Source organism: Microbacterium sp. zg-Y625, assembly GCF_030246925.1.
GTDB lineage: Bacteria > Actinomycetota > Actinomycetes > Actinomycetales > Microbacteriaceae > Microbacterium > Microbacterium jiangjiandongii.
This window is the reverse complement of the sequence record NZ_CP126740.1, coordinates 1,554,926-1,580,642: the sequence shown is the minus strand read 5'-3', so window position 1 is coordinate 1,580,642 and position 25,717 is coordinate 1,554,926. Positions and strand designations below refer to the sequence as shown.

Annotated in this window: 27 protein-coding genes and 1 tRNA gene; 21 read left to right on the top strand and 7 right to left on the bottom strand. The window is 70.0% G+C overall.

The window, feature by feature from the left end:
* Positions 1-28: 28 nt before the first annotated feature.
* From QNO14_RS07175 to era, 11 genes are all read left to right on the top strand, one after another.
* Positions 29-679 (top strand): DUF1990 domain-containing protein, encoded by a 651-nt coding sequence (locus QNO14_RS07175; RefSeq protein WP_257493452.1) that lies wholly within the window; start codon positions 29-31, stop codon positions 677-679.
* Positions 679-1,896 carry a radical SAM family heme chaperone HemW gene (hemW, locus tag QNO14_RS07170; RefSeq protein ID WP_257506149.1) on the top strand — a complete coding sequence of 406 codons (1,218 nt, stop codon included), beginning with the start codon at positions 679-681 and terminating at the stop codon, positions 1,894-1,896. Before QNO14_RS07175 ends, hemW begins: the two co-directional genes overlap by 1 nt.
* A 68-nt stretch (positions 1,897-1,964) precedes the next feature.
* On the top strand, positions 1,965-3,002 hold the full coding sequence (gene hrcA / locus QNO14_RS07165; RefSeq protein ID WP_257493454.1) for a heat-inducible transcriptional repressor HrcA: 1,038 nt from the start codon (positions 1,965-1,967) through the stop codon (positions 3,000-3,002).
* Positions 3,003-3,041: 39 nt separating this feature from the next.
* Positions 3,042-4,154, top strand: a complete 1,113-nt coding sequence (dnaJ, locus tag QNO14_RS07160) for a molecular chaperone DnaJ (protein WP_257493455.1) — start codon at positions 3,042-3,044, stop codon at positions 4,152-4,154.
* Positions 4,155-4,156: 2 nt separating this feature from the next.
* Positions 4,157-4,891, top strand: coding sequence for a 16S rRNA (uracil(1498)-N(3))-methyltransferase (locus QNO14_RS07155; protein ID WP_257493456.1), 735 nt, complete (start codon positions 4,157-4,159; stop codon positions 4,889-4,891).
* Between the two features lie 62 nt (positions 4,892-4,953).
* Positions 4,954-5,301: a histidine triad nucleotide-binding protein gene (locus QNO14_RS07150; RefSeq protein ID WP_257493457.1), complete on the top strand. Its 348-nt coding sequence runs from the start codon at positions 4,954-4,956 to the stop codon at positions 5,299-5,301.
* 58 nt (positions 5,302-5,359) lie between these two features.
* On the top strand, positions 5,360-6,385 hold the full coding sequence (locus QNO14_RS07145; protein WP_257506156.1) for a PhoH family protein: 1,026 nt from the start codon (positions 5,360-5,362) through the stop codon (positions 6,383-6,385).
* On the top strand, positions 6,382-6,852 hold the full coding sequence (gene ybeY, locus QNO14_RS07140; protein WP_257493458.1) for an rRNA maturation RNase YbeY: 471 nt from the start codon (positions 6,382-6,384) through the stop codon (positions 6,850-6,852). Before QNO14_RS07145 ends, ybeY begins: the two co-directional genes overlap by 4 nt.
* Positions 6,849-8,222: a hemolysin family protein gene (locus tag QNO14_RS07135; protein ID WP_257493459.1), complete on the top strand. Its 1,374-nt coding sequence runs from the start codon at positions 6,849-6,851 to the stop codon at positions 8,220-8,222. Before ybeY ends, QNO14_RS07135 begins: the two co-directional genes overlap by 4 nt.
* A gap of 91 nt (positions 8,223-8,313) precedes the next feature.
* A complete protein-coding gene (bsh, locus tag QNO14_RS07130; protein WP_257506148.1) occupies positions 8,314-9,288 on the top strand; it encodes a choloylglycine hydrolase in 975 nt (324 codons plus the stop codon).
* 9 nt (positions 9,289-9,297) lie between these two features.
* A complete protein-coding gene (gene era, locus QNO14_RS07125; RefSeq protein WP_257506155.1) occupies positions 9,298-10,197 on the top strand; it encodes a GTPase Era in 900 nt (299 codons plus the stop codon).
* Between the two features lie 10 nt (positions 10,198-10,207).
* Here the strand turns inward: era and QNO14_RS07120 are convergent, their stop codons facing one another.
* Positions 10,208-10,879, bottom strand: a complete 672-nt coding sequence (locus tag QNO14_RS07120) for a hypothetical protein (RefSeq protein ID WP_257506147.1) — start codon at positions 10,877-10,879, stop codon at positions 10,208-10,210.
* Between the two features lie 199 nt (positions 10,880-11,078).
* Between QNO14_RS07120 and leuA the strand changes: the two genes are divergently transcribed.
* Positions 11,079-12,839, top strand: a complete 1,761-nt coding sequence (gene leuA / locus QNO14_RS07115) for a 2-isopropylmalate synthase (RefSeq protein WP_257506146.1) — start codon at positions 11,079-11,081, stop codon at positions 12,837-12,839.
* A gap of 87 nt (positions 12,840-12,926) precedes the next feature.
* On the opposite strand, the gene QNO14_RS07110 is transcribed toward leuA, so the two are convergent.
* Positions 12,927-13,667 carry a trimeric intracellular cation channel family protein gene (locus QNO14_RS07110; protein WP_257506145.1) on the bottom strand — a complete coding sequence of 247 codons (741 nt, stop codon included), beginning with the start codon at positions 13,665-13,667 and terminating at the stop codon, positions 12,927-12,929.
* Positions 13,668-13,730: 63 nt separating this feature from the next.
* Between QNO14_RS07110 and recO the strand changes: the two genes are divergently transcribed.
* From recO to QNO14_RS07095, 3 genes are read left to right on the top strand one after another with little or no spacing between them, the layout of a single operon-like run.
* Positions 13,731-14,483: a DNA repair protein RecO gene (gene recO, locus QNO14_RS07105; RefSeq protein WP_257493465.1), complete on the top strand. Its 753-nt coding sequence runs from the start codon at positions 13,731-13,733 to the stop codon at positions 14,481-14,483.
* Positions 14,480-15,283, top strand: coding sequence for an isoprenyl transferase (locus QNO14_RS07100; protein ID WP_257506144.1), 804 nt, complete (start codon positions 14,480-14,482; stop codon positions 15,281-15,283). The genes recO and QNO14_RS07100 overlap by 4 nt, the downstream gene beginning before the upstream one ends.
* Before the next feature lie 43 nt (positions 15,284-15,326).
* Positions 15,327-16,019, top strand: coding sequence for a DsbA family oxidoreductase (locus tag QNO14_RS07095; protein ID WP_257506143.1), 693 nt, complete (start codon positions 15,327-15,329; stop codon positions 16,017-16,019).
* A 92-nt stretch (positions 16,020-16,111) separates the two neighbouring features.
* On the opposite strand, the gene QNO14_RS07090 is transcribed toward QNO14_RS07095, so the two are convergent.
* The gene (locus QNO14_RS07090) at positions 16,112-16,615 is read right to left on the bottom strand and encodes a glutathione peroxidase (protein WP_257493468.1); all 504 of its coding nucleotides are present in this window, start codon (positions 16,613-16,615) and stop codon (positions 16,112-16,114) included.
* Positions 16,616-16,676: 61 nt separating this feature from the next.
* Here QNO14_RS07090 and dusB point away from each other — a divergent pair, with 61 nt between their 5' ends.
* The 5 genes from dusB to QNO14_RS07065 all read left to right on the top strand — a co-directional run bounded on the left by dusB (position 16,677) and on the right by QNO14_RS07065 (position 22,021).
* Positions 16,677-17,840: a tRNA dihydrouridine synthase DusB gene (gene dusB / locus QNO14_RS07085; RefSeq protein ID WP_257506142.1), complete on the top strand. Its 1,164-nt coding sequence runs from the start codon at positions 16,677-16,679 to the stop codon at positions 17,838-17,840.
* Positions 17,830-19,203 (top strand): deoxyguanosinetriphosphate triphosphohydrolase, encoded by a 1,374-nt coding sequence (locus QNO14_RS07080; protein ID WP_257493470.1) that lies wholly within the window; start codon positions 17,830-17,832, stop codon positions 19,201-19,203. Before dusB ends, QNO14_RS07080 begins: the two co-directional genes overlap by 11 nt.
* A complete protein-coding gene (gene dnaG, locus QNO14_RS07075; protein WP_257493471.1) occupies positions 19,203-21,074 on the top strand; it encodes a DNA primase in 1,872 nt (623 codons plus the stop codon). The genes QNO14_RS07080 and dnaG overlap by 1 nt, the downstream gene beginning before the upstream one ends.
* 32 nt (positions 21,075-21,106) lie before the next feature.
* Positions 21,107-21,886 (top strand): ATP-binding cassette domain-containing protein, encoded by a 780-nt coding sequence (locus QNO14_RS07070; protein ID WP_257493472.1) that lies wholly within the window; start codon positions 21,107-21,109, stop codon positions 21,884-21,886.
* Positions 21,887-21,948: 62 nt separating this feature from the next.
* Positions 21,949-22,021 (top strand) — tRNA-Asn (locus tag QNO14_RS07065).
* Between the two features lie 197 nt (positions 22,022-22,218).
* On the opposite strand, the gene QNO14_RS07060 is transcribed toward QNO14_RS07065, so the two are convergent.
* The 4 genes from QNO14_RS07060 to def form a co-directional block, all read right to left on the bottom strand.
* Positions 22,219-23,184, bottom strand: a complete 966-nt coding sequence (locus QNO14_RS07060; protein ID WP_257506141.1) for a TIGR03557 family F420-dependent LLM class oxidoreductase — start codon at positions 23,182-23,184, stop codon at positions 22,219-22,221.
* A gap of 90 nt (positions 23,185-23,274) precedes the next feature.
* Positions 23,275-23,538 carry a helix-turn-helix domain-containing protein gene (locus QNO14_RS07055; RefSeq protein ID WP_257506140.1) on the bottom strand — a complete coding sequence of 88 codons (264 nt, stop codon included), beginning with the start codon at positions 23,536-23,538 and terminating at the stop codon, positions 23,275-23,277.
* Positions 23,538-24,023, bottom strand: coding sequence for a DUF2975 domain-containing protein (locus tag QNO14_RS07050; RefSeq protein ID WP_257506139.1), 486 nt, complete (start codon positions 24,021-24,023; stop codon positions 23,538-23,540). Before QNO14_RS07050 ends, QNO14_RS07055 begins: the two co-directional genes overlap by 1 nt.
* A gap of 69 nt (positions 24,024-24,092) precedes the next feature.
* Complete coding sequence (def, locus tag QNO14_RS07045) at positions 24,093-24,659, bottom strand: peptide deformylase (protein WP_257493478.1); 567 nt, start codon at positions 24,657-24,659, stop codon at positions 24,093-24,095.
* 46 nt (positions 24,660-24,705) lie between these two features.
* Between def and QNO14_RS07040 the strand changes: the two genes are divergently transcribed.
* Positions 24,706-25,716 (top strand): DMT family transporter, encoded by a 1,011-nt coding sequence (locus QNO14_RS07040; RefSeq protein ID WP_257506154.1) that lies wholly within the window; start codon positions 24,706-24,708, stop codon positions 25,714-25,716.
* The last annotated feature ends 1 nt before the right edge of the window (position 25,717 follow it).

Here is a 25,717-nt window from a genome sequence, read left to right as displayed (position 1 = left end):
CGCACCCTCACGAAGTAGGCTGGATTCCATGCGCCGCGGGACCTTCAGGGACGAGACGGTCGACTACGCCGCCGTCGGGGCGACGCAGGCGTCCGACCTGCTGCAGTACCCGCCGGAGCGCAGCATCCCCGCCGCGGAGGCGTGGCGCCTCGGCAGCGGCGAGGAGCGCTTCCGCACGGCCGGCGAGGCGCTGCTGTCGTGGAACGCGCAGCGCGGGGCCGGGCTGGAGCTCGCAGACGTGCGCCCCGCTTCGGGACCGTCGTACTCCGGTGTCGCGTTCGACGCGGAGGGCAACGCGATCGCCCCCAGCCGACGCGAGGCGGAGCAGCGTTACGACGCCGATGGCACACCGTACGTCGGCGCCGGCACCACGGTGCACGTGCGAGGCCGCGTCAAGGGCCACCGCGCGGACGCGGAGCTGCGCGTCATCTTCTGCGTCGAGGAGGCCCGCCGCATCGGCTTCGCCCTCGGCACCGTGGGCGGCTCGGTCGTCAGCGGCGAGGAGTCCTTCATGATCGAGTGGCGCGACAACGACGAGGTGTGGTTCACCGTGCGCGCGTTCGATGCGCCGACCTCGCCGCTGTACCGCCTGCTGCCGCCGCTCGTGCGACGTCGGCGCCGCGAACTGTTCCGCGGCTACCTGCGAGCCATCTCGCCGCTGTACACGACATCCGCCTGATGCCCTCCACCCTTCCCGTCGGCGACCCGGCGCCCGCAGACGGAGCGCTGCCCCAGGACCTCCCCGTCGACTCCGCCGCCGACTTCGGTGTGTACCTGCACGTGCCGTTCTGTCGCGTCCGGTGCGGTTACTGCGACTTCAACACCTACACCGCGGGGGAACTCCGCGGCGCACGCCAGGACCAGTACGCCGACACGCTCCTGCGCGAGGTCGCCCTCTCGCGTGAGGTGCTGGCGGATGCCGGTGCCCTCCGGCCCGCGAGCACCGTCTTCTTCGGCGGCGGCACGCCCACCCTGCTCCCCGCAGGAGACCTCGGCCGCATGCTGGCCGGAGTGCGCAGCTGCTTCGGGATCGCGCCGGGCGCCGAGGTCACCGTCGAGGCCAACCCCGACACGGTCACCGACACCGTCGCCGCCGACCTCGCCGCCTCGGGCGTCACCCGGCTCTCGATCGGCATGCAGTCCGCCGTGCCGCGCGTGCTGGCGGCTCTGGATCGCACCCACGACCCCGAGAACGTCGCGACCGCGGTCGCTGCCGCCCGAGGCGCCGGCCTCGACGTGAGCGTCGACCTCATCTACGGCGCCCCGGGGGAGACCCTCGCCGACTGGCAGCGCTCGCTCGAGACCGCCGTCGCGCTCGCGCCGGATCACATCTCGGCGTACGCCCTCATCATCGAGGAGGGCACGAAGCTGCACCGCCAGATCCGCCGCGGCGAGGTCCCCGCCCCCGACGACGACCTGCAGGCCGACATGTACGAGCTGGCCGACGAGATGCTCGCCGACGCAGGCTTCGACTGGTACGAGGTGTCGAACTGGTCGCGCGGCGAAGCGCACCGCTCCCGGCACAACCTCGCGTACTGGCGCGGCTCCGATTGGTGGGGGTACGGCCCGGGCGCGCACAGCCACGTCGCGGGGCTCCGCTGGTGGAATGTGAAGCACCCCGCCGCCTACGCGCAGCGTCTGGCCGCCGGCGAATCTCCCGCGGCCGGCCGGGAGCGCCCCGACGCGGCATCCCGCAACCTCGAAGACGTGCTGCTGCGCTCGCGCATCCGCGAGGGCCTCGCCGTCTCCGAGGTGACGGATGCCGGACGCCACGCGGTGCCCGCACTGATCGCCGACGGCCTCATCGACGGGGCCTCGGCCCTGCGCGGCCGCATCGTGCTCACCCGCCGCGGGCGCCTGCTCGCCGACGCGGTCGTGCGCGCCCTCACCGCCTGACGCCGGTTCCGGGGGCGACACGGTAGAATTGGCACTCACGGACAACGAGTGCCAGCGGAGGGAGTGGGATGGTCAGCGAACGCGGCCTGCAGGTGCTGCGCGCCATCGTGCAGGACTACGTCGACACCCACGAGCCGGTGGGCAGCAAGGCGATCGTCGAGCGCCACGCCTTCGGCGTCTCGGCCGCCACGATCCGCAACGACATGGCGCAGCTCGAAGACGAAGAGCTCATCGTCGCCCCGCACACGTCGTCCGGTCGTGTTCCCACAGACAAGGGCTACCGGGTCTTCGTCGACCACCTCGCGCAGCTTCGCCCGCTGACTCCGGCGCAGCGCTCGGCGATCGCGTCGTTCCTCGACGGCTCCGGCGACCTGGACGACCTGCTCACCCGCACCGTGCGGGCGCTCACGCAGCTGACCGGTCAGGTCGCGATCGTGCAGTACCCGTCGTTCGCGCGGGCGCACGTGTCGCACCTGGAGCTGGTCGACCTCGGCGGCGGTCGCGTGATCGTCATCGTCGTGACCGACATCGGCCGGGTGTCGCAGCGCATCGCGACGGTTCCGACCGACCTCGGCGACGAGGGCATGACGCGCGTCCGCGCACGGCTGGCGAGCATGCTCACCGGCACCAGTGTGCAATCTGGCGCGCAGGCCATCGCCGACCTGCTCGCGACGCCGCCCCAGCCCGCCCCCTTCGACCACGCCGTCCGCTCGATCGCGGTGGTCGTGGCCGAGGAGCTCGAGGAGTTCCGTCAGGATCGCCTCATGCTCGCCGGCAGCGCCACCCTCGCCCGACGCGAGCAGGACTTCCGCGGCAGCATCTATCCGCTCCTCGAGGCGATCGAGGAGCAGGTGACGCTCATCCGCCTCATGACCGAGATGGTCCCGGACGACCAGGGTCTGGCCGCGAGCATCGGCCGCGAGAACGAGCCGTTCGGGCTCGGCGAGGCATCCGTCATCACCGGCGACTACGACGCGACAGGATCGCGTGCGCGCATCGGCCTGCTCGGCCCCACCCGCATGGACTACCCCACGAACATGGCGGCCGTCCGCGCCGTCGCTCACTATCTGAGCCGGCTGCTCGAAGAAGACGAGAGCTCCCGCTGACGAACCCGACGCCGCCTCACCGCGGCACGAAAGGCGACTGTGGCTGACCACTACGACGTACTCGGCGTCTCGCGCGATGCAACCCCCGAGGAGATCAAGAAGGCGTACCGCCGTCTCGCGCGCGAGCTGCACCCCGACGTCAACCCCGGCGAGGAGGCATCGGAGCGCTTCAAGCTGGTGACCCACGCCTACGACGTGCTCAGCGACCCCGACCAGCGCGCCCGCTACGACATGGGCGGCGACAGCGGCCTGGGCGGAGCCGGCGGCTTCACCAACTTCGGCGACATCTTCGAGACGTTCTTCGGTGCCGGCGGCGGGGGCGGCGGTCGAGCCGGGCGCCCGCGGTCGCGCCGCGAACGCGGCCAGGACGCGCTCGTGCGCGTGACGCTCCAGCTGGGCGACGTGGTGTTCGGCGTGCATCGTGACATCGAAGTCGACACGGCGGTGCTCTGCGACACCTGCCAGGGCTCGTGCTGCCAGCCCGGCACGCAGCCGGCGACCTGCGACATCTGCCACGGCACCGGTCACGTGCAGCGCACCGTGCGCAGCCTCCTCGGCAACGTCGTCACCTCGCAGCCCTGCAACGTGTGCCAGGGCTACGGCACGACCATCCCGTTCCCCTGCACCACGTGCCAGGGCCAGGGACGCGTGCGCGCCCGTCGCACGGTCTCCCTCGACATCCCCGCCGGGGTCGAGACCGGGCTGCGCCTGCAGCTGCCGGGATCCGGCGAGGTCGGCCCCGCAGGCGGCCCGAACGGCGACCTGTACATCGAGGTCACGGTCGCGTCGCACGAGACCTTCAGCCGCGAGGGCGATGACCTGCTGGCCACCCTCGAGGTGTCGATGCCCGACGCCATCCTCGGCACCGAGACCACCATCGAATCCCTCGATGGTCCGGTGGACCTCGACGTGCGCCCCGGCGTGCAGTCCGGCGATGTGCTCACGATCAAGGGTCGCGGCATCACCCCGCTGCGCGGCGCGCAGCGTGGCGACCTCAGGGTGGCCGTTCACGTCGTGACCCCGACGCGCCTCGACGCCAAGGAGCGGGCCCTCATCGAGGACTTCGCCCGGCGCACGAAGTCGCCGAGCCCCCGGCTGGCGGAGTTCCACCAGGGTCTGTTCTCCAAGCTCCGCGACCGGTTCCGCGGCTGACGATGGCGCTGCACTTCGTCGACGAAGCGGCAGCCGGCGCCACGCCCGGCGACCGGGTGACCCTCACGGGGGCCGAGGCGCACCATGCCGCCGCCGTCCGCCGGGTGCGCGTCGGCGAGGGAGTCACCCTCGGCGACGGGCGCGGAACCTGGCTCAGCGGCGTCTGCGCGTCGGTCGCGCCCCGCGAGGTCGTCGTCGAGGTCACCGAGCGCGAGGTCGTGCCCCCGCCGGCCCGCCGCGTCGTGCTCGTGCAGGCCCTCGCGAAAGGCGACCGTGACGAGCTCGCCGTGCAGGCCGCGACCGAACTCGGCGTCGACGAGGTGATCCCCTGGCAGGCGGCCCGCAGCGTGTCGCGCTGGGACGCCGCGAAGGCCGAGAAGGGACGCGCGCGCTGGGCGACCATCGCCCGCGAGGCCGGCAAGCAGGCCCACCGGGCCTGGCTGCCGGACGTCGCCCCCGTCGTGACCACCCGTCAGCTGACGCAGATGGCCGAGACGGCGCAGATGCTGGTGCTCGAGCCCACGGCATCCGTCGCCCTGACGGCCCTTGCCGCCACCGACGACGCTCGCGACCTCGTGCTGGTCGTGGGGCCCGAGGGCGGCATCGCCCCCGAAGAGCTGCAGGCGCTGGATGCCGCCGGCGCGGTGCAGGTGCGCCTGGGGGCGACGGTGCTGCGCACCTCGACCGCAGGACCGGCAGCCCTCGCGCTCGTCAACGCGTCGCTCGGCCGCTGGTGACGGCGAGGCCGCGCGAGCCCCGGCAAGGCGCAGTGACCGGGGCGCTCGGTAGACTGGACCGCATGACTGAACCGAGCGTGTTCACCCGCATCCTCAACGGCGAGATCCCCTCCGACATCGTCGCCGAGACCGAGAACGCGTTCGCCATCCGCGACATCGCACCACAGGCGCCGGTGCACCTGCTCGTCATCCCCAAGACGCAGGAGTATCGCAACGTGGCCGAGCTCGCCGCCGGCGACCCCGCGCTGCTCGCCGAGCTGGTGGGGCTTGCCTCGAGCCTCGCGGCCGAGCACGGTGAGGGTGATTTCCGTCTGGTGTTCAACACCGGCCCGAGTGCCGGTCAGACCGTTTTCCACGTGCACGCGCACGTGCTCGCCGGTGGCTTGGAGGAGTCGAGTGTCGGAAGCTGACGCAGGGGAGCCCTCGGGCGCCGGCACGGTCGACCGCATCTGGGTCGACGGCGTGGCGATGGTGCAGCTGCTGGGGCCGCAGGATCGCCTGCTGCGGGTGGTCGAGCGCGAGCATCCCGACGTGGACGTGCACGTGCGCGGGAACGAGATCACACTGTCGGGGGATGCCACGGCGGTCGCCGCCGCGCGCGAGCTCGTCGACGAGCTCATCGTGATGGCGCGCGCCGGTCAGGGTCTCGACGCGACCGACGTGGCGAGTTCGAGTCGCATGCTGCGCAGCGACGGACCCCGCCCGTCGGAAGTGATGGGCGAGGCCATCCTGACGTCGCGGGGCAAGGTCATCCGCCCGAAGACCGCCGGGCAGAAGGCGTACGTCGACGCGATCGACGAGAACACGATCGTCTTCGGCATCGGTCCGGCCGGCACCGGCAAGACCTACCTCGCGATGGCCAAGGCCGTGCAGGCGCTGCAGCGCAAAGAGGTGAACCGCATCATCCTCACCCGTCCGGCCGTCGAGGCGGGGGAGCGGCTGGGCTTTCTCCCCGGTTCGCTGACCGACAAGATCGACCCCTACCTGCGCCCGCTGTACGACGCGCTCAACGAGATGCTCGACCCCGAGCTCGTGCCGAAGCTGATGGCCAGCGGCACCATCGAGGTCGCACCGCTGGCGTACATGCGCGGGCGCACGCTGAACGACTCCTTCGTCGTGCTCGACGAGGCGCAGAACACCACGCCCGAGCAGATGAAGATGTTCCTCACGCGCCTGGGCTTCGGCACCCGCATGGTGGTCACCGGCGACATCACCCAGGTCGACCTGCCGCAGGGCACCTCCGGGCTGCGCCTGGTCACCCGCGTGCTGAAGGACATCGACGACATCCACTTCGCCCAGCTCACCAGCGACGACGTGGTGCGGCACACCCTCGTCGGGCGCATCGTCGACGCCTACAGCGTCTACGACGAGCAGCGCCTCGCCCACCGGCGCGAGCGGGACGAGGCATCCGAATTCGCCAACCGCGCCGAACGGCGCGGTGCGTCGCGCGCTGCCGGGCCGCGCGACCACATCCCCAAACGAGGACGCTCATGACCATCGAGATCAACAACGAGTCGGGAGTGCCGGTCGATGAGACCGTGCTGCTGCGCCTCATGGAGCACAACCTCGCGGGCCTCAACGTCAGCCCCGACGCCGACGTGGCGATTCTGCTCGTCGATGAGGGCGCCATGGAGGCGCTGCACGTGCAGTGGATGGACGAGCCCGGGCCGACCGATGTGCTGAGCTTCCCGATGGACGAGCTGCGCCCCGGAACAGAAGACATGCCCACACCAGCAGGTCTGCTGGGCGACATCGTGCTCTGCCCGCAGGTGGCCGAGGCCCAGGCGCTGGCGGCGCGCCACTCCACGCTCGACGAACTCGTGATGCTCACCACGCACGGTCTGCTTCACCTCCTCGGCTTCGACCACGCCGAGCCCGAGGAGGAACGGGAGATGTTCGGGCTGCAGAAGCAGCTCATCCTCGACTTCGCCGCGGCTGAGCGGCGACGTCCGCGCGCATGACCGAGCTGCTCCTGCTGCTCGCCGCCGTCCTGCTGGTGGCGCTCGGTGGTCTGATGGCGGCGCTCGACGCAGCCTTGGCGGTGACCGGACGCGCAGGTCTCACCGAACTCGCCGCAACCGCCCGCTCGCGCGCGGCGCTGACGAAGATCGCAGATGACCCCGAAGCACACGGCAACGCGGTGGTGTTCATCCGCATCCTCGCCGAGACCACCGCCGCGGTGCTGGTCACCGTCGCCTTCATGCTGGCATTCGACAACATCTGGTGGGCGATGCTGGCTGCAGCGCTGCTCATGACGGTGGTGTCCTTCGTGCTGGTGGGCGCCAGCCCGCGCTCCGCCGGACGTCAGCACGCGGCCGGACTGCTGCGCACCGCCGCACCGATCGTGCGTGGCGCCCGCATCGTGCTGGGACCGCTGGCCCACCTGCTCGTCATCCTCGGCAACCGGTTCACCCCGGGGGTGTCGCGCAACGCGACCTTCGCCTCGGAGGAGCAGCTGCTCAGCATGGTCGATGAGGCCGCCTCGCAGGACCTCATCGAAGAGGATGACCGCGAGCTCATCCACTCGGTGTTCGACTTCACCGACACGTTCGTGCGCGCCGTGATGGTGCCCCGCACCGACATGGTCTCGGTCGATGCCGCAGCCACCACCCACGAGGCGATGAAGCTCTTCCTCGACCGGGGTGTCTCACGCCTCCCGGTGGTCGACGACGACGCCGACGACGTCGTCGGGGTGCTGTATCTGAAGGACCTGGTGCAGTTCGCCTTCCGCGACGAGAGCGCCTGGCGCAACGCCCCCGTCAGCCGCATCGCCCGCAAGGCGGTCTTCGTGCCGGAGTCGATGAAGGCCGAGACGCTGCTGCAGCAGATGAAACGCGACGCGGTGCACGTGTGCCTCGTCGTGGACGAGTATGGCGGGGTGTCCGGCTTGGTGACCCTCGAGGACCTCATCGAGGAGCTCGTCGGCGAGATCGCCGACGAGTACGACGCGCGCGTCGCCGAGGTGGTGGACCTGGGCGACGGCCACTTCCGCGTCAGCGCGCGCCTGGGCCTGGACGAGGTGGGCGAGCTGTTCGGCATCGAGCTCGAAGACGACGAGGTGGACTCGATCGGCGGTCTGCTGGGCAAGGCCCTCGGCCGCGTGCCGATGCCCGGCGCGACCGCCGAGGCGCAGGGGCTCGTGCTCACCGGCGGCGCCTCGCGCGGGCGGGGACGAGGGCTCGCGACCGTGTTCGTGGAGCGGGCCGAACCGCTCGAGAACGGCGACGACAACGCCGCGCGCGGTCCGCGCACCGGGCAGATCGCCCGCCCGCGCACCGGTGAGGTGCGGATCAACCGCCGCGGCGAGGCCGAAGCCGCGCAGTCCTCCTAGCGCGCGACGCGACCCGTAGCGGAGCGGCCTGGAGCCCGCCTAATGTTGCGCTACCGGACCAGCCGGACACCGCGACATCGGAGGTCGTCACATGTGCACAGGCGCGAACTACACGACGAAAGACCACTACTTCGGGCGTAATCTCGACCTCGAATTCTCGTACCACGAGACGGTCACGATCACCCCGCGGAACTTCCCGTTCGAGTTCCGCAAGGTGCCGACGCTCGCGACGCACCACGCCATCATCGGCATGGCGAACATCGCCGACGGCTACCCGCTGTACTACGACGCGACGAACGAGAAGGGCCTCAGCATGGCGGGGCTCAACTTCCCGGGGAACGCCGACTACAAGCAGGAGGACCCGGCGAAGACGAACGTCGGGTCGTTCGAGTTCATCCCGTGGGTGCTCGCGCAGTTCGAGACCGTCGCCGAGGTGCGGGCCGCGCTCGCGGACGTGGTCGTGACGGATGCCGCGTTCAGCGCCGAGTTCCCGCCGTCGCCCCTGCACTGGATCATCTCCGACAGGGACGGCTCGATCACGGTGGAGAGCGTGAAGGAGGGGCTGAGGGTGTACGACAACCCCTTCGGAGTGATGACCAACAACCCGACCTTCGACATCCAGTCGTTCAACCTCAACAACTTCATGCACCTGTCGAAGAACCCGCCGGAGAACAACTTCGCCCCTGAGGTGGACTTCGACGTCTACAGCCGCGGGATGGGGGCGATCGGCCTGCCCGGTGACCTGTCGTCGGCATCCCGTTTCGTGAAGGCCGTCTTCACGAAGATGAACTCGGTGTCGGGGGATTCCGAATCGGAATCGATCAGCCAGTTCTTCCAGATCCTCGGATCCGTCGCGCAGCAGCGCGGCCTGGTGGAGGTGGAGCCGGGCAAGTTCGAGATCACGATCTACTCGTCGTGCTGCAACACCGACAAGGGCATCTACTACTACACGACCTATGAGAACAGCCAGGTGACCGGCGTCGACATGCACAAGGAGGATCTCGACGCAACTACACTGGTGGATTACCCCCTGGTCAAGGGGCAGCAGATCCATATGCAGAATTGAGAGTTTCGCATCGACGAGAACGTCCACCGCTCCGGCTTCGTCACCTTCGTGGGACGCCCCAACGTGGGGAAGTCGACCCTCACCAACGCCCTTGTCGGCGAGAAGGTCGCGATCACCAGCGATAAGCCGCAGACGACGCGGCGCGCGATCCGCGGCATCCTGAACCGCCCCGGCGGTCAGCTCGTGATCGTCGACACCCCCGGCATCCATCGTCCTCGGACGCTGCTGGGCGAGCGTCTCAACGATCTCGTCGAGCAGGTGCTCGGCGACGTGGACGTCATCGCCTTCTGCGTGCCCGCCAACGAGAAGGTCGGCCCGGGCGACCGGCGGATCGCCGAGTCGCTCTCCAACTACCCGCGCGCCAAGAAGGTCGCGCTCGTGACCAAGACCGACGCCGGCGGCCGCGAGCAGATCGCCGAACGGCTCATCGAGGTCGACGCGCTGCGCGAGGACTGGCACGCCGTCATCCCGATCTCCGCCCTCACCCACGACCAGCTGGACGTGCTCTCCGACGAGCTGCTCTCGCTCATGCCGGTGGGGCCTGCGCTCTACGAAGACGGTGTGGTCACCGACGAGTCCGTCGAGGACCGCATCGCCGAGATCATCCGCGAAGCGGCCCTCGAGGGCGTCAGGGACGAACTGCCGCACTCCATCGCCGTGACCGTCGACGACATCGCCCAGCGCGAAGACAGCGATCTCACCGACATCTTCGCCAGCATCGTGGTGGAGCGGGACAGCCAGAAGGCGATCATCATCGGTCACCGCGGGTCGCGACTGAGCGATGTGGGCGCGCGTGCCCGGGCGCAGATCGAACCGCTGATCGGCACCCGGGTGTTCCTCAAGCTGCACGTTCGTGTCGCCAAGGAGTGGCAGCGGGACCCGAAGCAGCTGGGCCGCCTCGGGTTCTGACCCGAGCCGGCTACGCCTCGACCTCCTGCAGCGCGGATCGCACGACCACGACGCCGTCACCGAACTCGTCGTCGGCGGCATCCTGCAGCGTGCCGTCATCCCAGACGACGTGCACCTCCACGTGGTCGGGGTCGATGTGCGTCGAGATGGTGCGCGTTCCGATCCGGTCGACGATCTGCTGCCACACGTCGGTCAGTCGCTTCCGCTCGGCGTCGTCGGTGACGGTGGCCTCGGGCGCAGGCTCCTGGTGAGCCGCGGGCATCGGGGACTGCGTGACCCTGATGCGCTCTCCGTCGTACCTGCCCTGCACCGTGTACGTGCCCCAGATGGCATCCGCCGTCCCCGCACTGATCAGGCCGTCCCAGTTCCACCCCTCCAGTGGCGTTCCGCTGCACTGCGGGGGAGCGGCGTCGGCGACAGCGCCCAGGCAGAGCACCACCACACCGTTGGCATCGAGCACCGTTCCCTCGGCGATGATCTCGCCCTGCGGCGGCTCGGGCCACACCGCGCCCAGCGGCGCCGCCATCGCGTCGGGCGCCGAGGGATCCGGCGACGGTGACGATGACGCAGGGCCAGGGGTGGCGGTACCGGAGGTCTCGGGCGCGCACGCCGTGCACAGTGCGACGGATGCCACGACGATCCCGAGAGCGCTGAGCATTCTGCTGGCTGTCGTTGTCTTCATCACCCGAGCCTGGTGGCAAACTGGCGCCCAGCGCGCCAGTGACACGGCATCCTGCTACCATCGACCCATGCGCGCGGGCACGCTTCTCCTCCTTAGCAGCCGCGGCGAGTCCTCGTTCTAGGGCCTTCTCGTCGCGGAGCTTTCGGTCGGCCCTTTCAGCCTTGAGCCCGCCTCCCCGGCGAGAGAAGAAGCGATCACCATGGACAACACCCAGAAGCCGTCCGGCATGCCGATCCACAAATACCGCGCGTACCAGGACCAGTTCCGCGTCGACCTGCCCGACCGCACGTGGCCGGGCAACCGCATCACGACCGCACCGCGCTGGTGCGCCGTCGACCTGCGTGACGGCAACCAGGCCCTCATCGACCCGATGAGCCCCGAGCGCAAGCGCATCATGTTCGAGCTGCTCGTCGGCATGGGCTACAAGGAGATCGAGGTCGGGTTTCCGTCGGCGAGCCAGACCGACTTCGACTTCGTGCGCCAGCTGATCGACGACGGTCTCATTCCCGACGACGTCACCATCCAGGTGCTGACGCAGGCGCGCGAGCACCTCATCGAGCGCACGTACGAGGCGATCGCCGGCGCGAAGCGCGCGATCGTGCACCTGTACAACTCCACGAGCGTGCTGCAGCGCGAGGTCGTCTTCCGCACCGACAAGCAGGGCATCATCGACATCGCCCTCGAGGGTGCGCGTCTGTGCCGCGAGTTCGAGAAGCGCATCCCCGAGACGCAGGTGTTCTACGAGTACTCGCCCGAGAGCTACACCGGCACCGAGCTCGAGTTCGCCGTCGACATCTGCAACCAGGTGATCGAGATCTTCGAGCCCACCCCCGAGCGCAAGGTCATCATCAACCTGCCGGCGACGGTCGAGATGGCGACCCCCAACGTCTACGCCGATTCGATCGAGTGGATGAGCCGGCGTCTGGCGCACCGCGAGAACGTGATCCTGTCGCTGCACCCGCACAACGATCGCGGCACCGCGATCGCGGCAGCGGAGCTCGGCTACATGGCCGGCGCCGACCGCATCGAGGGATGCCTGTTCGGCAATGGTGAGCGCACCGGCAACGTCGACCTCGTCGCCCTGGGCATCAACCTGCTCACGCAGGGCATCGACCCGCAGATCGACTTCGGCGACATCGACCAGGTCAAGCGCACCGCGGAGTACTGCAACCAGCTGCCCGTTCCCGAGCGCAGCCCGTGGGCGGGCGACCTCGTCTTCACCGCCTTCAGCGGGTCGCACCAGGACGCGATCAAGAAGGGCTTCGAGGCGATGGAAGCCCGCGCCGCGGCATCCGGGGTCTCGGTGGACGAGATCGAATGGGCCGTCCCCTACCTGCCGATCGACCCGAAGGACCTGGGGCGCTCGTACGAGGCGGTCATCCGGGTCAACTCGCAGTCGGGCAAGGGCGGCGTCGCCTATCTGCTGCGCACCGACCACGCGCTCGACCTGCCCCGCAAGCTGCAGATCGAGTTCTCGGGCGTCGTCCAGGCGAAGACCGATGCCGAGGGCGGCGAGGTGACGAGTGAGCAGATCTGGGACATCTTCACCGACGAGTACCTGCCGGCACCGTCCGACGACGCCAAGTGGGGCCGCTTCGAGCTGCTCGCCACCCGGACCCAGAGCGACATGTCCGGCGATGTCACCCTCGATGTGACGCTGCGCGACGGCGACGCCCGAGAGGACCTCACCGGCACCGGCAACGGCCCCATCGCGGCGTTCCTGTCGGTGCTGGGCGCGCGGGGCTTCGACATCTCGCTGTACGACTACGTCGAGCACACGCTCAGCGCGGGCGGCGATGCGCAGGCGGCAGCCTACGTCGAGCTGCAGGTCGACGGTGAGCGGCTGTGGGGCGTCGGCATCGACGGCGACATCTCGACCGCGAGCCTCAAGGCGATCGTCTCGTGCGTCAACCGCGCGATCCGCACCCGCACCCGCGATGCCGAGCTGACCGCCGTGTGACCCGCCGCGGTCCCTTCGGGCCGTGAGACGAATGCTGGCGGCCGAGACCGTGGGTATCACCCGCCGTCTCGGCCGTCGGTTTTCGTCTCAGCGCTGAGGGCGGGGGCGGGGGCGGGGGCGCCGCAGCCAGGCGCGGCGGGGCGGATCCGCCGTGACGATCGGGATCGCGCTCGTCTCGACCGCCACCTTGCGGCGATGCAGGCGCCGCTGCTCGGGCAGCGAGATGTCGAAGATCACCGCGAGCAGACGGATCACCGCGGTCACGATGACGCTCGTCACCGCCGCGGCGCCGAGGGGCACGCCCGCTGCATCCAGTCCGGCGAGGACGAAGCATCCGGCCCCGGCGGCGACGGCGTAGAGCGACCCGACGTGCATGATGGCGACCGGCAGCCCCATGATGACATCGCGCAGGATGCCGCCGCCCACCGCCGAGCACACGCCGATGAACACCGCCGGCACAACCGGCAGGCCCAGCGCCAGCGCCTTGCTGGTGCCGAACGCGCCGAAAAGCCCGATGACCACTGCGTCGAGCGCGATGATGAGCCGATTCAGCCGCTGGAACACGCCGGCCAGCAGCATGCCGACGAGCGAGGCTGCGACCGCGGTGATCAGGTACCAGTTGGTCTGCAGCGTGACGGGGGTCGAGTTCAGCAGCAGATCGCGGATGAGGCCGCCGCCCATACCCATGACGATGCCGATGATGGCGACGCCGAGCAGGTCCAGCCGGCGCCCCGTGAATCCCGACGCGAACAGCGCGCCCTGCACGCCGCCCAATCCGACTGCGAGGAGGTCCGCCCACAGCGGAATGGCGAAGGTGGTTTCGGGCACGCGTTCATTGTGTCCGTCGCCGCGCCGCAACGCGAGAGCGCCCCGCCGGTCGATAATGGAGGGGTGCCCACCTATCGCGACGAAGTCGTGGTTCTGCGCACCCACAAACTGGGTGAAGCCGACCGAATCGTGACGATGCTCAGTCGCCGCCACGGCAAGCTGCGCGCCGTCGCGAAAGGCGTGCGCCGCACCTCGTCGCGGTTCGGGTCGCGGCTCGAGCCGTTCATGGTCGCCGATGTGCAGCTGTACCAGGGCCGGTCCCTCGACATCGTGCAGCAGGCCGAGTCCCTCGGCTCCTACGGTGCGCAGATCGCCGCCGATTACGACCGCTACACCGCCGCCAGCGCCATGGTCGAGACCGCCGACCGACTGAACGAGGCCGAGACCACCTCGCAGCAGTACCTGCTGCTCGTCGGCGGCTTGCGGGCGCTGTCGCGCGCCGAGCACGCGTCGCGTGCGGTGCTGGACTCGTACCTGCTGCGCGCCATGGCGCTCTCGGGCTGGGCACCCAACCTGCACGACTGCGCCCGGTGCGGTGCGAAGGGCCCGCACGAGTGGTTCGTCGCGCAGCTGGGCGGCATGGTGTGCGCGGCCTGCGCACCGGCCGGGTCGGCCCGCGTGCACCCCGACACGGGCGCGCACCTGCGCGCGCTGCTGGCGGGGGAGTGGGATGTCGTCGACGGCTCCAGCGACGGCGCCTCGGGTGCGGCGTCGGGACTCGTGGCCGCCTACGCGCAATGGCATCTGGAGCGCGGCATCCGCTCGCTTTCGCACGTGGCCACGGCCCAGACCCCGAGAGCGGGAGCAGCACGGTGACGCCCAAGCCCTACACGCACCGCGATGCGGTGCCGTACCGCCCCCTGGACTGGACGGGACAGTACCCGCCCGATTTCCCGAAGAAGGGCGTGCCGCAGCACATCGCGGTGGTCATGGACGGCAACGGCCGCTGGGCGAACCGGCGCGGCCTCACACGCATCGAGGGCCACAAGGCCGGCGAAGAGGTGCTGCTCGACGTCGTCGCCGGCGCCATCCAGGCAGGCGTCAAGAACCTCTCGGTGTACGCGTTCTCCACCGAGAACTGGGCGCGCTCACCCGAGGAAGTGCGTTTTCTCATGGGCTACAACCGAGACGTGCTGCACCGCCGGCGCGACCAGCTCAATGAGTGGGGCGTGCGCGTGCGATGGGCGGGCCGCAAGCCGCGACTGTGGGGATCGGTCATCAAGGAGCTGCAGTACGCCGAGCAGCTGACGGCGGGCAATGACGTGCTCACTCTCACGATGTGCGTGAACTACGGCGGCAGGGTCGAGATCGTCGATGCCGTCCGCGCCATCGCGGATGATGTCGCAGCGGGACGGGTGAAGCCCGCTGCGGTGAGCGAGAAGCTCATCCGTCGCCACCTGTATGTCCCCGACATGCCCGACGTCGACCTCTTCCTGCGCTCCAGTGGCGAGCAGCGCACGTCGAACTTCCTGCTGTGGCAGGCCGCGTACGCCGAGATGGTGTTCCTCGACACCCTGTGGCCTGATTTCTCACGCACCGAGCTCTGGCGGGCGATCGGCATCTATCTCGATCGCGACCGCCGGTTCGGCGGCGCCGTCGACGCGCCGAACGTATGAACGCGCGGGAATAGACCGCCGCTCGGCCCCGTTGGCTTCGGGTATGACGGATGCCATCAAGATCGACGTATGGAGTGACATCGCCTGCCCGTGGTGCTACATCGGCAAGCGCAACCTCGAGAGCGGGCTCGCCGCGGCATCCGCCGACGCCGACGCGCCCGTCGTCGAGGTGACGTACCACTCGTACGAGCTCTCGCCCGACACCCCCGTCGACTTCGACGGCGACGAGATCGAGTTCCTCTCCGGCCACAAAGGCATGCCGCGCGAGCAGGTGCAGCAGATGCTCGAGCGCGTCACCGGCGTCGCCGCCGAGGCGGGGCTGCAGTACCGGTTCGATCTGCTGAAGCACACCAACACCGTCAAGGCGCACGAGCTGCTGCACTTCGCCAAGGCCCAGGGTCGCCAGCACGAGATGGCCGAGCGTCTCATGGCTGCCTACTTCACCGAGGGTCGTCACGTCGGCCGCATCGATGACCTCGTGCAACTGGCTGCCGACGCCGGTCTCGACGTCGAGGCCGCGCGCGCCGCGCTCGAGAGTGCCCATTACCTCCCCGACGTCCGTGCCGACCAGGCGCAGGCGCAGGCCTACGGCATCACCGGTGTGCCGTTCTTCGTCATCGACGGCAAGTACGGGGTGAGCGGCGCACAGCCGGCCGAGGCGTTCACCCAGATCGCGCGTCAGGTGTGGGCCGAGCGCAGCGCCGAGCCCGAGCCCGACGCTGTGCCCGCCGCCTGAGACCGACGACGAAGGGCCTCGCCGCTGCTGCGGCGAGGCCCTTCGTATGTCCTGACGCGAGAGGCCACGAGCCGCCGGCCGCGCCTGCGTGCTCAGCGCGCCAGCGCGCCTTCGATCGCGGCGATGACCTCGGGGGCGTCGGGCTTGGTCTGCGGGCGGAACCGGTGCACGGTGCCGTCGGGGGCGACCAGGAACTTCTCGAAGTTCCACATGACCGGTCCCTTCGCCCCTTCGACGTTGCGGGCCTTCTTCAGCGCTTTGTACAACGGCGCCGCGTGACGCCCGTTGACATGGATCTTCTCCTCGACGGGGAACGTCACACCCCACGTGGTGGAGCAGTACTCGAGGATCTCCTCCATCGAGCCCGGCTCCTGGCCCATGAACTGGTTGCTCGGGAACCCGACCACCGTCAGCCCCCGGTCGCCGTAGGTGCGCTGCAGTTCCTCGAGCTGCTCGTACTGCGGCGCCAGGCCGCACTTCGAAGCGACGTTCACCACGAGGAAGGGTCCGTCGCCCAGATCGGAGAGGGTCTTCTCGTCGCCGTCAGCGGTCCGGAAGGGGATCTGACGGATGTCCACAGTCTGCTCGTCGGCCATGCTGTCCACGATAGGCCCGGGTACGCCGCCGAGGGCATGCGCATCTGGGAGAATGGTAGGGATGTCTTCCACCGTCGCACCCGCACCCCCGCTGCGCATCGGGCCGATCACGCTCGACGCGCCCGTCGTGCTGGCACCCATGGCGGGAATCACCAACACCGCGTTCCGAAGGCTCTGCCGTGAGTACGGCGCCGGGCTCTACGTCAGCGAGATGATCACCAGCCGAGCGCTGGTCGAGCGCAACGCCACCACCATGCGCCTGATCCGCCACCACGAGTCCGAGACGCCGCGCTCGATCCAGCTGTACGGCGTGGATCCGGCCACGGTCGAATCAGCCGTGCGCATCATCGTCGATGAGGGCCACGCCGACCACATCGACCTCAACTTCGGCTGCCCGGTGCCCAAGGTCACCCGAAGGGGCGGGGGAGCGGCGCTTCCATGGAAGCTGGGGCTCTTCCGCGACATCGTCACCCGCGCCGCCCGTGCCGCCGGCGACATCCCGCTGACGGTGAAGATGCGCAAGGGCATCGACCGCGATCACCTCACCTACCTCGAGGCGGGACGCATCGCCGAGGATGCGGGCGTGGCCGCCGTCGCCCTGCACGCCCGCACGGCCGCGGAGTTCTACTCGGGGCACGCGGACTGGGACGCCATCGCGCGTCTCAAGGAGACCGTGACGAGCGTTCCCGTGCTCGGCAACGGCGACATCTGGTCGGCCGAAGATGCCGTGCGCATGATGAGCGAGACCGGCTGCGACGGCGTCGTGGTGGGTCGCGGCTGCCTGGGGCGTCCGTGGCTCTTCGGGGATCTGACGCGCGCGTTCGCCCCGGAGTCCGCGCCTGCACCCGCGGTGGACGCCACCCTCGGCTTCGTGGCGGCGGCCTTCCGCCGGCACGCCGAACTGCTCGTGGAGTTCTTCGAGAGCGAAGACCGCGGATGCCGCGACATCCGCAAGCACGCGGCGTGGTACTTCAAGGGCTACCCCGTCGGCGGCGACACCCGCGCGCGGCTTGCGACGGTGTCGAGCCTGGCCGAGATCGACGAGGTGCTCGCGACTCTCGACCTCGGCGCGCCGTACCCGGGCACCGCCGCCGAAGGGCAGCGCGGCCGCGCCGGCCACCCCAAGCGCCCTGCCCTGCCCGACGGCTGGCTCGCCTCGCGCGACCTCGCCGCCGACGCCGGTGCCCTCCTCGCAGAAGCGGAGATCGACAACAGTGGCGGGTGAACGGGCCAGCGGCGTCGGCGTCTCGACCGGGCGCCCCGACGGATACGACGACGACGACGCGGCGCGGCTCCACCCCGAGCGACACCGCTCGCAGCGCGACAGCTTCGCACGCGACCGCGCGCGGGTGCTGCACTCCGCCGCGCTGCGACGACTGGCATCCAAGACCCAGGTGCTGAGCCCGGCGAGCCCGTACGACTTCGCCCGCAACCGGCTGACGCACTCGCTCGAGGTCGCGCAGGTGGGCAGGGAGCTGGCGAACGCGCTGCAGCTCTCGCCCGACGTCGTCGACACCGCCTGCCTCAGCCACGACATCGGGCATCCGCCGTTCGGCCACAACGGCGAGCGAGCGCTGAACGACTGGGCCGCCGACATCGGCGGCTTCGAGGGGAACGCGCAGACCCTGCGCATCCTGTCGCGGCTGGAGCCCAAGGTCGTCGACGACGACGGGGCAAGCTTCGGTCTCAACCTCACCCGGGCGAGCCTCGACGCGACCTGCAAGTACCCCTGGACGGCCGAGCACCCCGTGCCCGACCCCGGCGGCCGGCTGAAGTTCGGCGTGTACCCGGAAGACGAGGCGGTGTTCCGCTGGATGCGCGCGGGCGCGCCCGGCCGCGTGCGGTGCATCGAGGCCGAGGTCATGGACCTCTCCGACGACATCGCGTACTCGGTGCACGACTTCGAGGACGCGATCGTGAACGGCTACCTCGACCCGCAGCGCCTGTCGGACCCCCGCGAGCACGAGGCGATCCTCAGCGCCATCCAGACGTGGGTCGGCTACGACTTCGCCCGCGACGAGCTCGACGACGCGCTGTTCCGTCTCATGCGGATGCCGGAGTGGATCACCACCTTCGACGGCTCGCGCGCCGCGCACGCGCGACTGAAGAACCTCACCTCCGACCTCATCGGCCGCTTCGCCCGAGCTGCCACGTCGGCCACCCGCGAACACTTCGAGACCCCGGTGCTCACGCGCTACCGCGGCCGGGTCATCGTGCCGCGGGTGATCGAGGCCGAGATGGCCGTGCTCAAGGGCATCATCGGCGCGTTCGTCGTGTCGATCGAGGGCCGCAAGGGCCTCTACAAGGAGCAGCGCCGCCTGCTCAAGCGCCTGGCGACGGCCCTGTGGGAGCGGCCCGAGCACCTGGATCAGCTGCACGCCGAGGACTTCGCGCGCGCCGAGACGGATGCCGAGCGTCGCCGCGCCGTGGTCGACCAGGTCGCCACGCTCACCGACCGCTTCGCGATCACCTGGCACTCGCGCCTGGTGGAGCCGGTCGATCTGGCGAGCCTCGGCATCTGGGCGCCGGGAAGCCGGGTCATCGCCTCGGACGCCTACGCGCTGCCCGAGCCCCTCGAGGGGCTCTGATGGCCGGGCGCATCCGTCAGGCGGACGTCGACGAGGTGAAGGCCCGCACCAACATCGCCGACATCATCGGTGAGCGCGTCGCCCTGAAACCCGCCGGCGTCGGGTCGCTCAAAGGGCTCTGCCCCTTCCACGACGAACGCAGCCCCAGTTTCAACGTGCGCTCGCAGGCCGGCTTCTACCACTGCTTCGGCTGCGGGGAATCGGGCGACGTCTACACCTTCCTGCGACAGATGGACCACGTCTCGTTCACCGAGGCGGTGGAGCGGCTGGCCGGCCGGCTGGGCTACGCGCTGCACTACGAGGACGGCGCGGCGGCCCCCGAGACCTCGGGCAGGTCGCGGCTGTACGCCGCCAACGCGGCCGCAGCGGAGTGGTTCCGCTCGCAGCTGTCGATCCCCGAGGCCGAGGCCGCGCGCAGCTTTCTGGGCGGGCGGGGGTTCGACGCCAACGCGGCCGCGCACTTCGGGGTCGGCTACGCGCCCAAGGGCTGGTCGCACCTGCGCGACGCGCTGAAGTCGAAAGGCTTCAGCGACGACGAGCAGGTCGCAGCGGGCCTGCTCTCGCAGGGGCAGCGCGGGGTGTACGACCGATTCCGGGGCCGGCTGGTCTGGCCGATCCGCGACGTCACGGGGCAGGTCATCGGCTTCGGTGCCCGCAAGCTCTTCGACGACGACCAGGGCCCGAAGTACCTCAACACCCCCGAGACGACGATCTACAAGAAGTCGCAGGTGCTCTACGGCCTCGATCTCGCGAAGCGGGACATCTCCCGTCAGCACCGTGTCGTGGTCGTCGAGGGGTACACCGACGTCATGGCCTGCCACCTCGCCGGCGTCACCACGGCGATCGCCACCTGCGGCACCGCGTTCGGCTCCGAGCACATCACGGTGCTCCGCCGGGTGATGGGCGACAGTGACGTCTCGGGCGAGGTCGTCTTCACCTTCGACCCCGACGCCGCCGGTCAGAAGGCGGCTCTGCGCGCGTTCTCGGAGGAGAAGCGCTTCGCCGCGCAGACCTACGTCGCCGTGGCGCCCGGGGGACTGGACCCGTGCGACCTGCGCGTGCAGCGCGGCGACGGTGCCGTGCGCGCCCTGCTCGAGGCCAAGTCGCCGATGTTCGAGTTCGTCATCGAGCAGCGCCTCGCCGGGTTCGACCTCGCCACGGTCGAGGGCCGCGTCGGGGCGCTCCGCGCGGCCGCACCCATCGTCGCCGACATCCGCGACCCTTCGCTGCGCCCGGGCTACACCCGCGTGCTCGCCCGCAAGCTGGGGCTCGACCTCGGCGAGGTGACGCCCGCGGTCGAACGTGCCGCACGGAACGGCGGTGAGCGGCATCCGTCGAAGAACGCCGCGCCTGCCACGTCGACGAACCCGGCGGCAGCCGACGCCGGCGAGACGCCGGTGCAGCGGGTGACGCTGGCATCCCTCCCTCGCACGGCCGACGTGGCGCTGGAGCGCGACGCGATCATGGGCGTGCTGCAGTACGGTCACGCGGTGGATGCCGCCATCCTCGACCCCGCCCTGGCGCTGCCGTTCCAGCATCCCGCGCTCGAGGCCGTGCGGCGCGCGGTCGTGGAGCAGCCCGATCGCACCCGCATCGGCTGGGCCGCGGCGGCTGTCGAGGCGGTGCGCGAGCCCTACCGCTCCCTGGCCGCGGAGCTGCTCACAGCCGACTTCCCGGCGCGCACCGAGGCCGGTGCCCTGGCCTCGACCGCCGACCTCGCGCGTCGCCTGCGGCTGAGGGTCATCGAGCGTGAGAAGAGCGAGCTTCTGCGGCACATCCAGCGCGTCGACGTGGACTCCGACGGGGGGCGCGCGGTGCGCATCCGGCTGCGGGAGCTCGACGTCGAGCGCGCCCGGCTGAGCGCCGAGTAGCCCGTGCGCGCCTGACGGGGCAGGATGGGAGCATGACCCCGAGCAGCGGCGACGAGTTCTCTGTGCGGTGCGACGACCTCTCCATCGCCCACACCGGGTCGGTGCAGCGGGTGGTGGACGGCGTCACGTTCACCCTCCCTCGCGGCGGGACGCTCGCCATCATGGGACCCACCGGGTCCGGAAAATCGAGCCTCGCGGCGGTCCTCGCCGGGCAAGGTGGGCCGGCGTTGTCGCTCGCGGGCGGCAAGGCCGTCGTCGAAGGCGTGCGGGTCGGGCGCCGAGGCCGCGCCCATCGCCTGCACACCTATCTCACCGGCTACCTCCCGCAGCGTGCCGGCGCCGACCTGCCGGCACGCTCGACCGTCGCAGAGGTGGTGGGGGAGCCCGTCACCAGCCGCGACCGGCGTGTGAACCAGCGAGCGCTGGCCGTGCGCGTCGCGGCTCTGCTCGATGAGCTTCACCTGCCCCTCGGCGCCGCGCTGAAGTACCCCTACGAACTGAGCGCCGGCATGCGTCAGCGCGTCGCGCTGGCCCGTGCGCTGATGCTGCGGCCACGCCTGCTCGTCGCCGACGAGCCGTACGCGAACCTCGACATCGAAGTGCGGCGGGCAGCGCGCGACGCGATCCTGCGTCGCCGCGAGGAGTACGGCATGGCCGCCATCATCGTCACCAACGAGGCCGCCGCGGTCGACGAGCTGGATGCCGACGTGCTCGTCCTTCGCGCGGGCCACACCGTCGCCACCGGTCACGGAACGGCGGATCTGCTGTGGACGCCCGGAGAGGACGCGAACCCGAGACTCGTCGCGTCGTGAGTCACGAGCACCCTCAGACGTTTGCTAGGATTGACGAGTTGCCCGCCGCAAGGCGAGCATGATCCTCGGTAGCTCAATTGGCAGAGCAATCGGCTGTTAACCGATAGGTTCTTGGTTCGAGTCCAAGCCGGGGAGCGAGAGACCCGCGTTATCTAGCGCGGCTCTCACCTAAGGCCCGGGCTTCCACCCCGGGCCTTTCTTCATGCCCGCGCCGCGCACCGCCCGTCGCCGCGCCCCCTCTTCCCCGTGAGACCGCATCTGGCGGCCGAAACAGTGGGAAACGACCAACGTCTCGGCCGCCAGATGCGGTCTCAGCGTTCGGAGGGGCGGGCTCAGAGGGTGCGGAGCTTCTCGAGCAGGGGCCGGGCGACCTCGGTCACGAAGCGGTCCTGCTGCTCGTCGCCCACCTGCACGATCGCGACGTCGGTGAAGCCGGCATCGAGGAAGGGCTGCACGCTCTCGGCCAGCTCGTCCAGGTCGGGACCGCTCGCGATGGACTCCGCCACATCTTCGGGCCGGACGAACTGGGATGCCGCGGCGAAGCCGGCCGGCGTCGGCAGGTACGCGTTGACGGACCATCCGCCCGCGAACCACCGGAACTGCTCGTGCGCGCGGGCGACGCCCGCCTCGCGGTCCGGGTCCCAGCTGATCGGGATCTGGCCGATCTTGCGCGACGGCGTCGGGTGCGCGGCATCCCATCCTTCGATCAACTCTGCCAGCGGGTCGACCGCGATGAGATGGTCGGCAAGTCCCGCGAACCGCCCGATCGAGGACTCGCCCGACACCGCGACGCCGAGCGGCACGCCGCCCTCAGGGCAATCCCAGATGCGTGCGGAGTCCACACGGAAGTACTGGCCGTCGTAGGTCACGAGCTCACCCGTGTGCAGGGCACGGATGATCTCGATCGCCTCGACGAGCATGTCCTGCCGCATCTGCACGGCAGGCCACCCCTCGCCGACGACGTGCTCGTTCAGATTCTCGCCCGACCCGAGCCCCAGCGTGAAGCGGCCCTCCGAGAGCAGCTGCATGGTCGCCGCCTTCTGCGCGACGACTGCGGGGTGATAGCGCATGGTCGGGCAGGTGACATACGTCATCATCTCCACGTCGTGTGTGGCGTAGGCGACGGCCCCGAGCATGCTCCAGGCGTAAGACGAGTGTCCCTGGGTGGTGAGCCAGGGGGAGTAGTGGTCGCTGGAGACGAGGAAGTCGAAACCGGCCGCCTCGGCTTTCACCGCGTAGTCCACGAGCTCACGTGGGCCGCTCTGCTCCGTCATGAGCGTGTATCCGAACCGAACCATGCCGTCCTCCTCGCGTGGGTGTGCGGGGAACGCTACCGATCGGCGACGGCGCGCGAACGGGGGTTGCGACGGTGCAGCGGATGAGGCAGGTCACGTCCTCGCGTCGGCGGTCGCTTCCCCTTCTGCGTGCGGCGGAGGGTCGACCGCGCCCTGCGGCTCCCACCGCAGCAGGTCGCCCGGCTGACAGTCGAGGGCTTGGCAGAGCGCCTCGAGCGTGGTGAAGCGCACCGCCTTCGCACGTCCGTTCTTCAGCACGGCGAGGTTCGCCGGCGTGATGCCCACGCGTTCGGCGAGCACCGCGACCGGCATCTTGCGTCGGGCGAGCATGACGTCGATGTCGACGAAGATCGGCATCAGATCACCTCGCTCAGCTCGGACCGCAGCCGCCGCGCCTCGGCCTCGCGCTCGACGGCCTGCGCCAGCAGCATCCGCAGCACGTAGACCACCAACGCGACACCGCCGATCACCAGTGCGGCCCCACAGATCAGCCCGACGATGCCGGGCGCCACCTCTCCCGGAGCCAAGAGCACCGCCAGCGCGAAGACGAGCACCGCTGCGGTGAGAATCGCACCGACCATCACATCCACGTAGCGGAACGCCCGTGACGAGAAGACGGACCCGCGGCGCACCATCGAGAGCAGCTGCCAGATGCACACGGCGCACACCTGCAGGGTCATGATCCCGAGCACGACGATCACGACCGCCGTCACACGCGCGGCGTCGGGCGCCCCCTCGAGGTCGACCCACAGCAGAGGAACCATCACGGCCTGCACGAACAGTGCTCCGGCGAAGGAGACAGCCAGCACCACACGGAGCGCACCGATCACGAGAGTACCCATCGCACACCTCCGAGCCTCGATACATATCTATCGAAATACGATAGCTCTACGCATCCAGGAGCGAAAGGGTCAGGCGTCGAGGTCGTCGACTCCCGGCATCCAGCTGACCCCGGGGCGCCCCCAGCCGCGCTTGCGGGCGATCTTCTGAACGGTCTTCCAGTCGCCGTCGTCGAGGCGATCGACGTAGAGGATGCCGTCGAGGTGATCGAACTCGTGCTGCATGATGCGCGCGCGCCACCCGTCGACCTGGATGCGCACGGGCGCCCCGTCGAGGTCCATCCCGGTGACGAGGACCTCGTCGGACCGACGCAGCGGGAACCGCTCACCGGGGAAGGACAGGCACCCTTCGGACTCGGCGTCGGGGTCGGGCGAGCCGGGCTCCAGGGGCCGCATCCACAGCTCGGGGTTGAGGATCACACCGCGCCACGGCTGCCCGTCGTCGTCTTCGTACGTGTACGTGTAGATGCGCAGGGACACCCCCACCTGCGGTGCCGCGAGGCCGACGCCGGGCGCGGCATCCATCGTCTCGAACATATCGGCCACCAGCTGACGCACCTCGTCGGTGATCTCCTCGACGGGGGCAGCGGGGGAGTGCAGGACGGGATCGCCCATGATGCGAATCGGTAGAACAGCCACGTCCTTGAGCCTACCGAGAAGGCGTTGGCGCTACTGTCGAGGGGTGATGTGGGCGGTGGGTATCGAAGACGTCGGCGACCAGCTGGTCGGCGTCTTCCGCAACCCCGGATTGCTGCTCGGAATCCCGCTGGCGCTCGCCGGCGCCGTCTTCATGTCGTTCGGTGCCCAGTACCAGCATCGGGGTGTCGAGAAGGTCGAGCGTCTCAGCGGCAAGGACGGCTCGACGGGGTTGACCGGGGGTCAGCTGCGACAGCTGCTCGCGCGGCCCTCGTGGGTGGTGGGGACGCTCATGCTCGGCCTCGCCATCGTCTGCCAGCTCGGCGCGTTGACCGTCGCGCCGCTGATCGTCGTGCAGCCGCTGGGCGCCGTGGCGCTCGTCATCACCACACTGCTCAATGCGCGTGTGACCGGGCATGCTCCCACCCGCAGGTCGCTGATGGCGATCATCGCCTGCGTGGGCGGCATCTTCTGGTTCGTGATCGTCGCGGCACTGTTCGCCGTCGAGCAGACCGTCACGAACCGCCAGCTGATCACGGTACTCATCATCCTCGTGATCGTCGCGGCGGTCCTCGTCGTCTCGTGGCTGATGGTGAGGCGCCGTCGCGGCATCCGGGCGCTGTTCTACATCCTGGCCGCGGGGATCGTGTACGGATTCGTCGCGACCCTCGCCAAGATCGTGATCAAGCGCATTCAGGCGGGCGACTTCGAGTGGCTGACAGTGCTCTGCGTCGTGGCGCTGCTGGCAGGCACGGCGCTGGGCGCCTACTTCGTGCAGACCGCATACTCATCGGGCCCGCCCGACCTGGTGATCGCAGGCCTCACGGTCGTCGACCCGATGGTCGCTGTGCTCATCGGCCTTCTCGTGCTCGGCGAAGGTGCCGCCGTGCCGGTCTGGGGCTTCGTGATGTTCGCCGTCGCCGGCGCTGTTGCGGTGTGGGGCGTGGCAACGCTGGCCCGCTACCACCCGCAGGTCGTCTCCGAGAGCCAGGAGCTTCCCATCAAGAGGGGAAGCTCCGCGAGCCCGGACCCCGGCGAGGGCAAGGGTCCGCTCGCCTGAC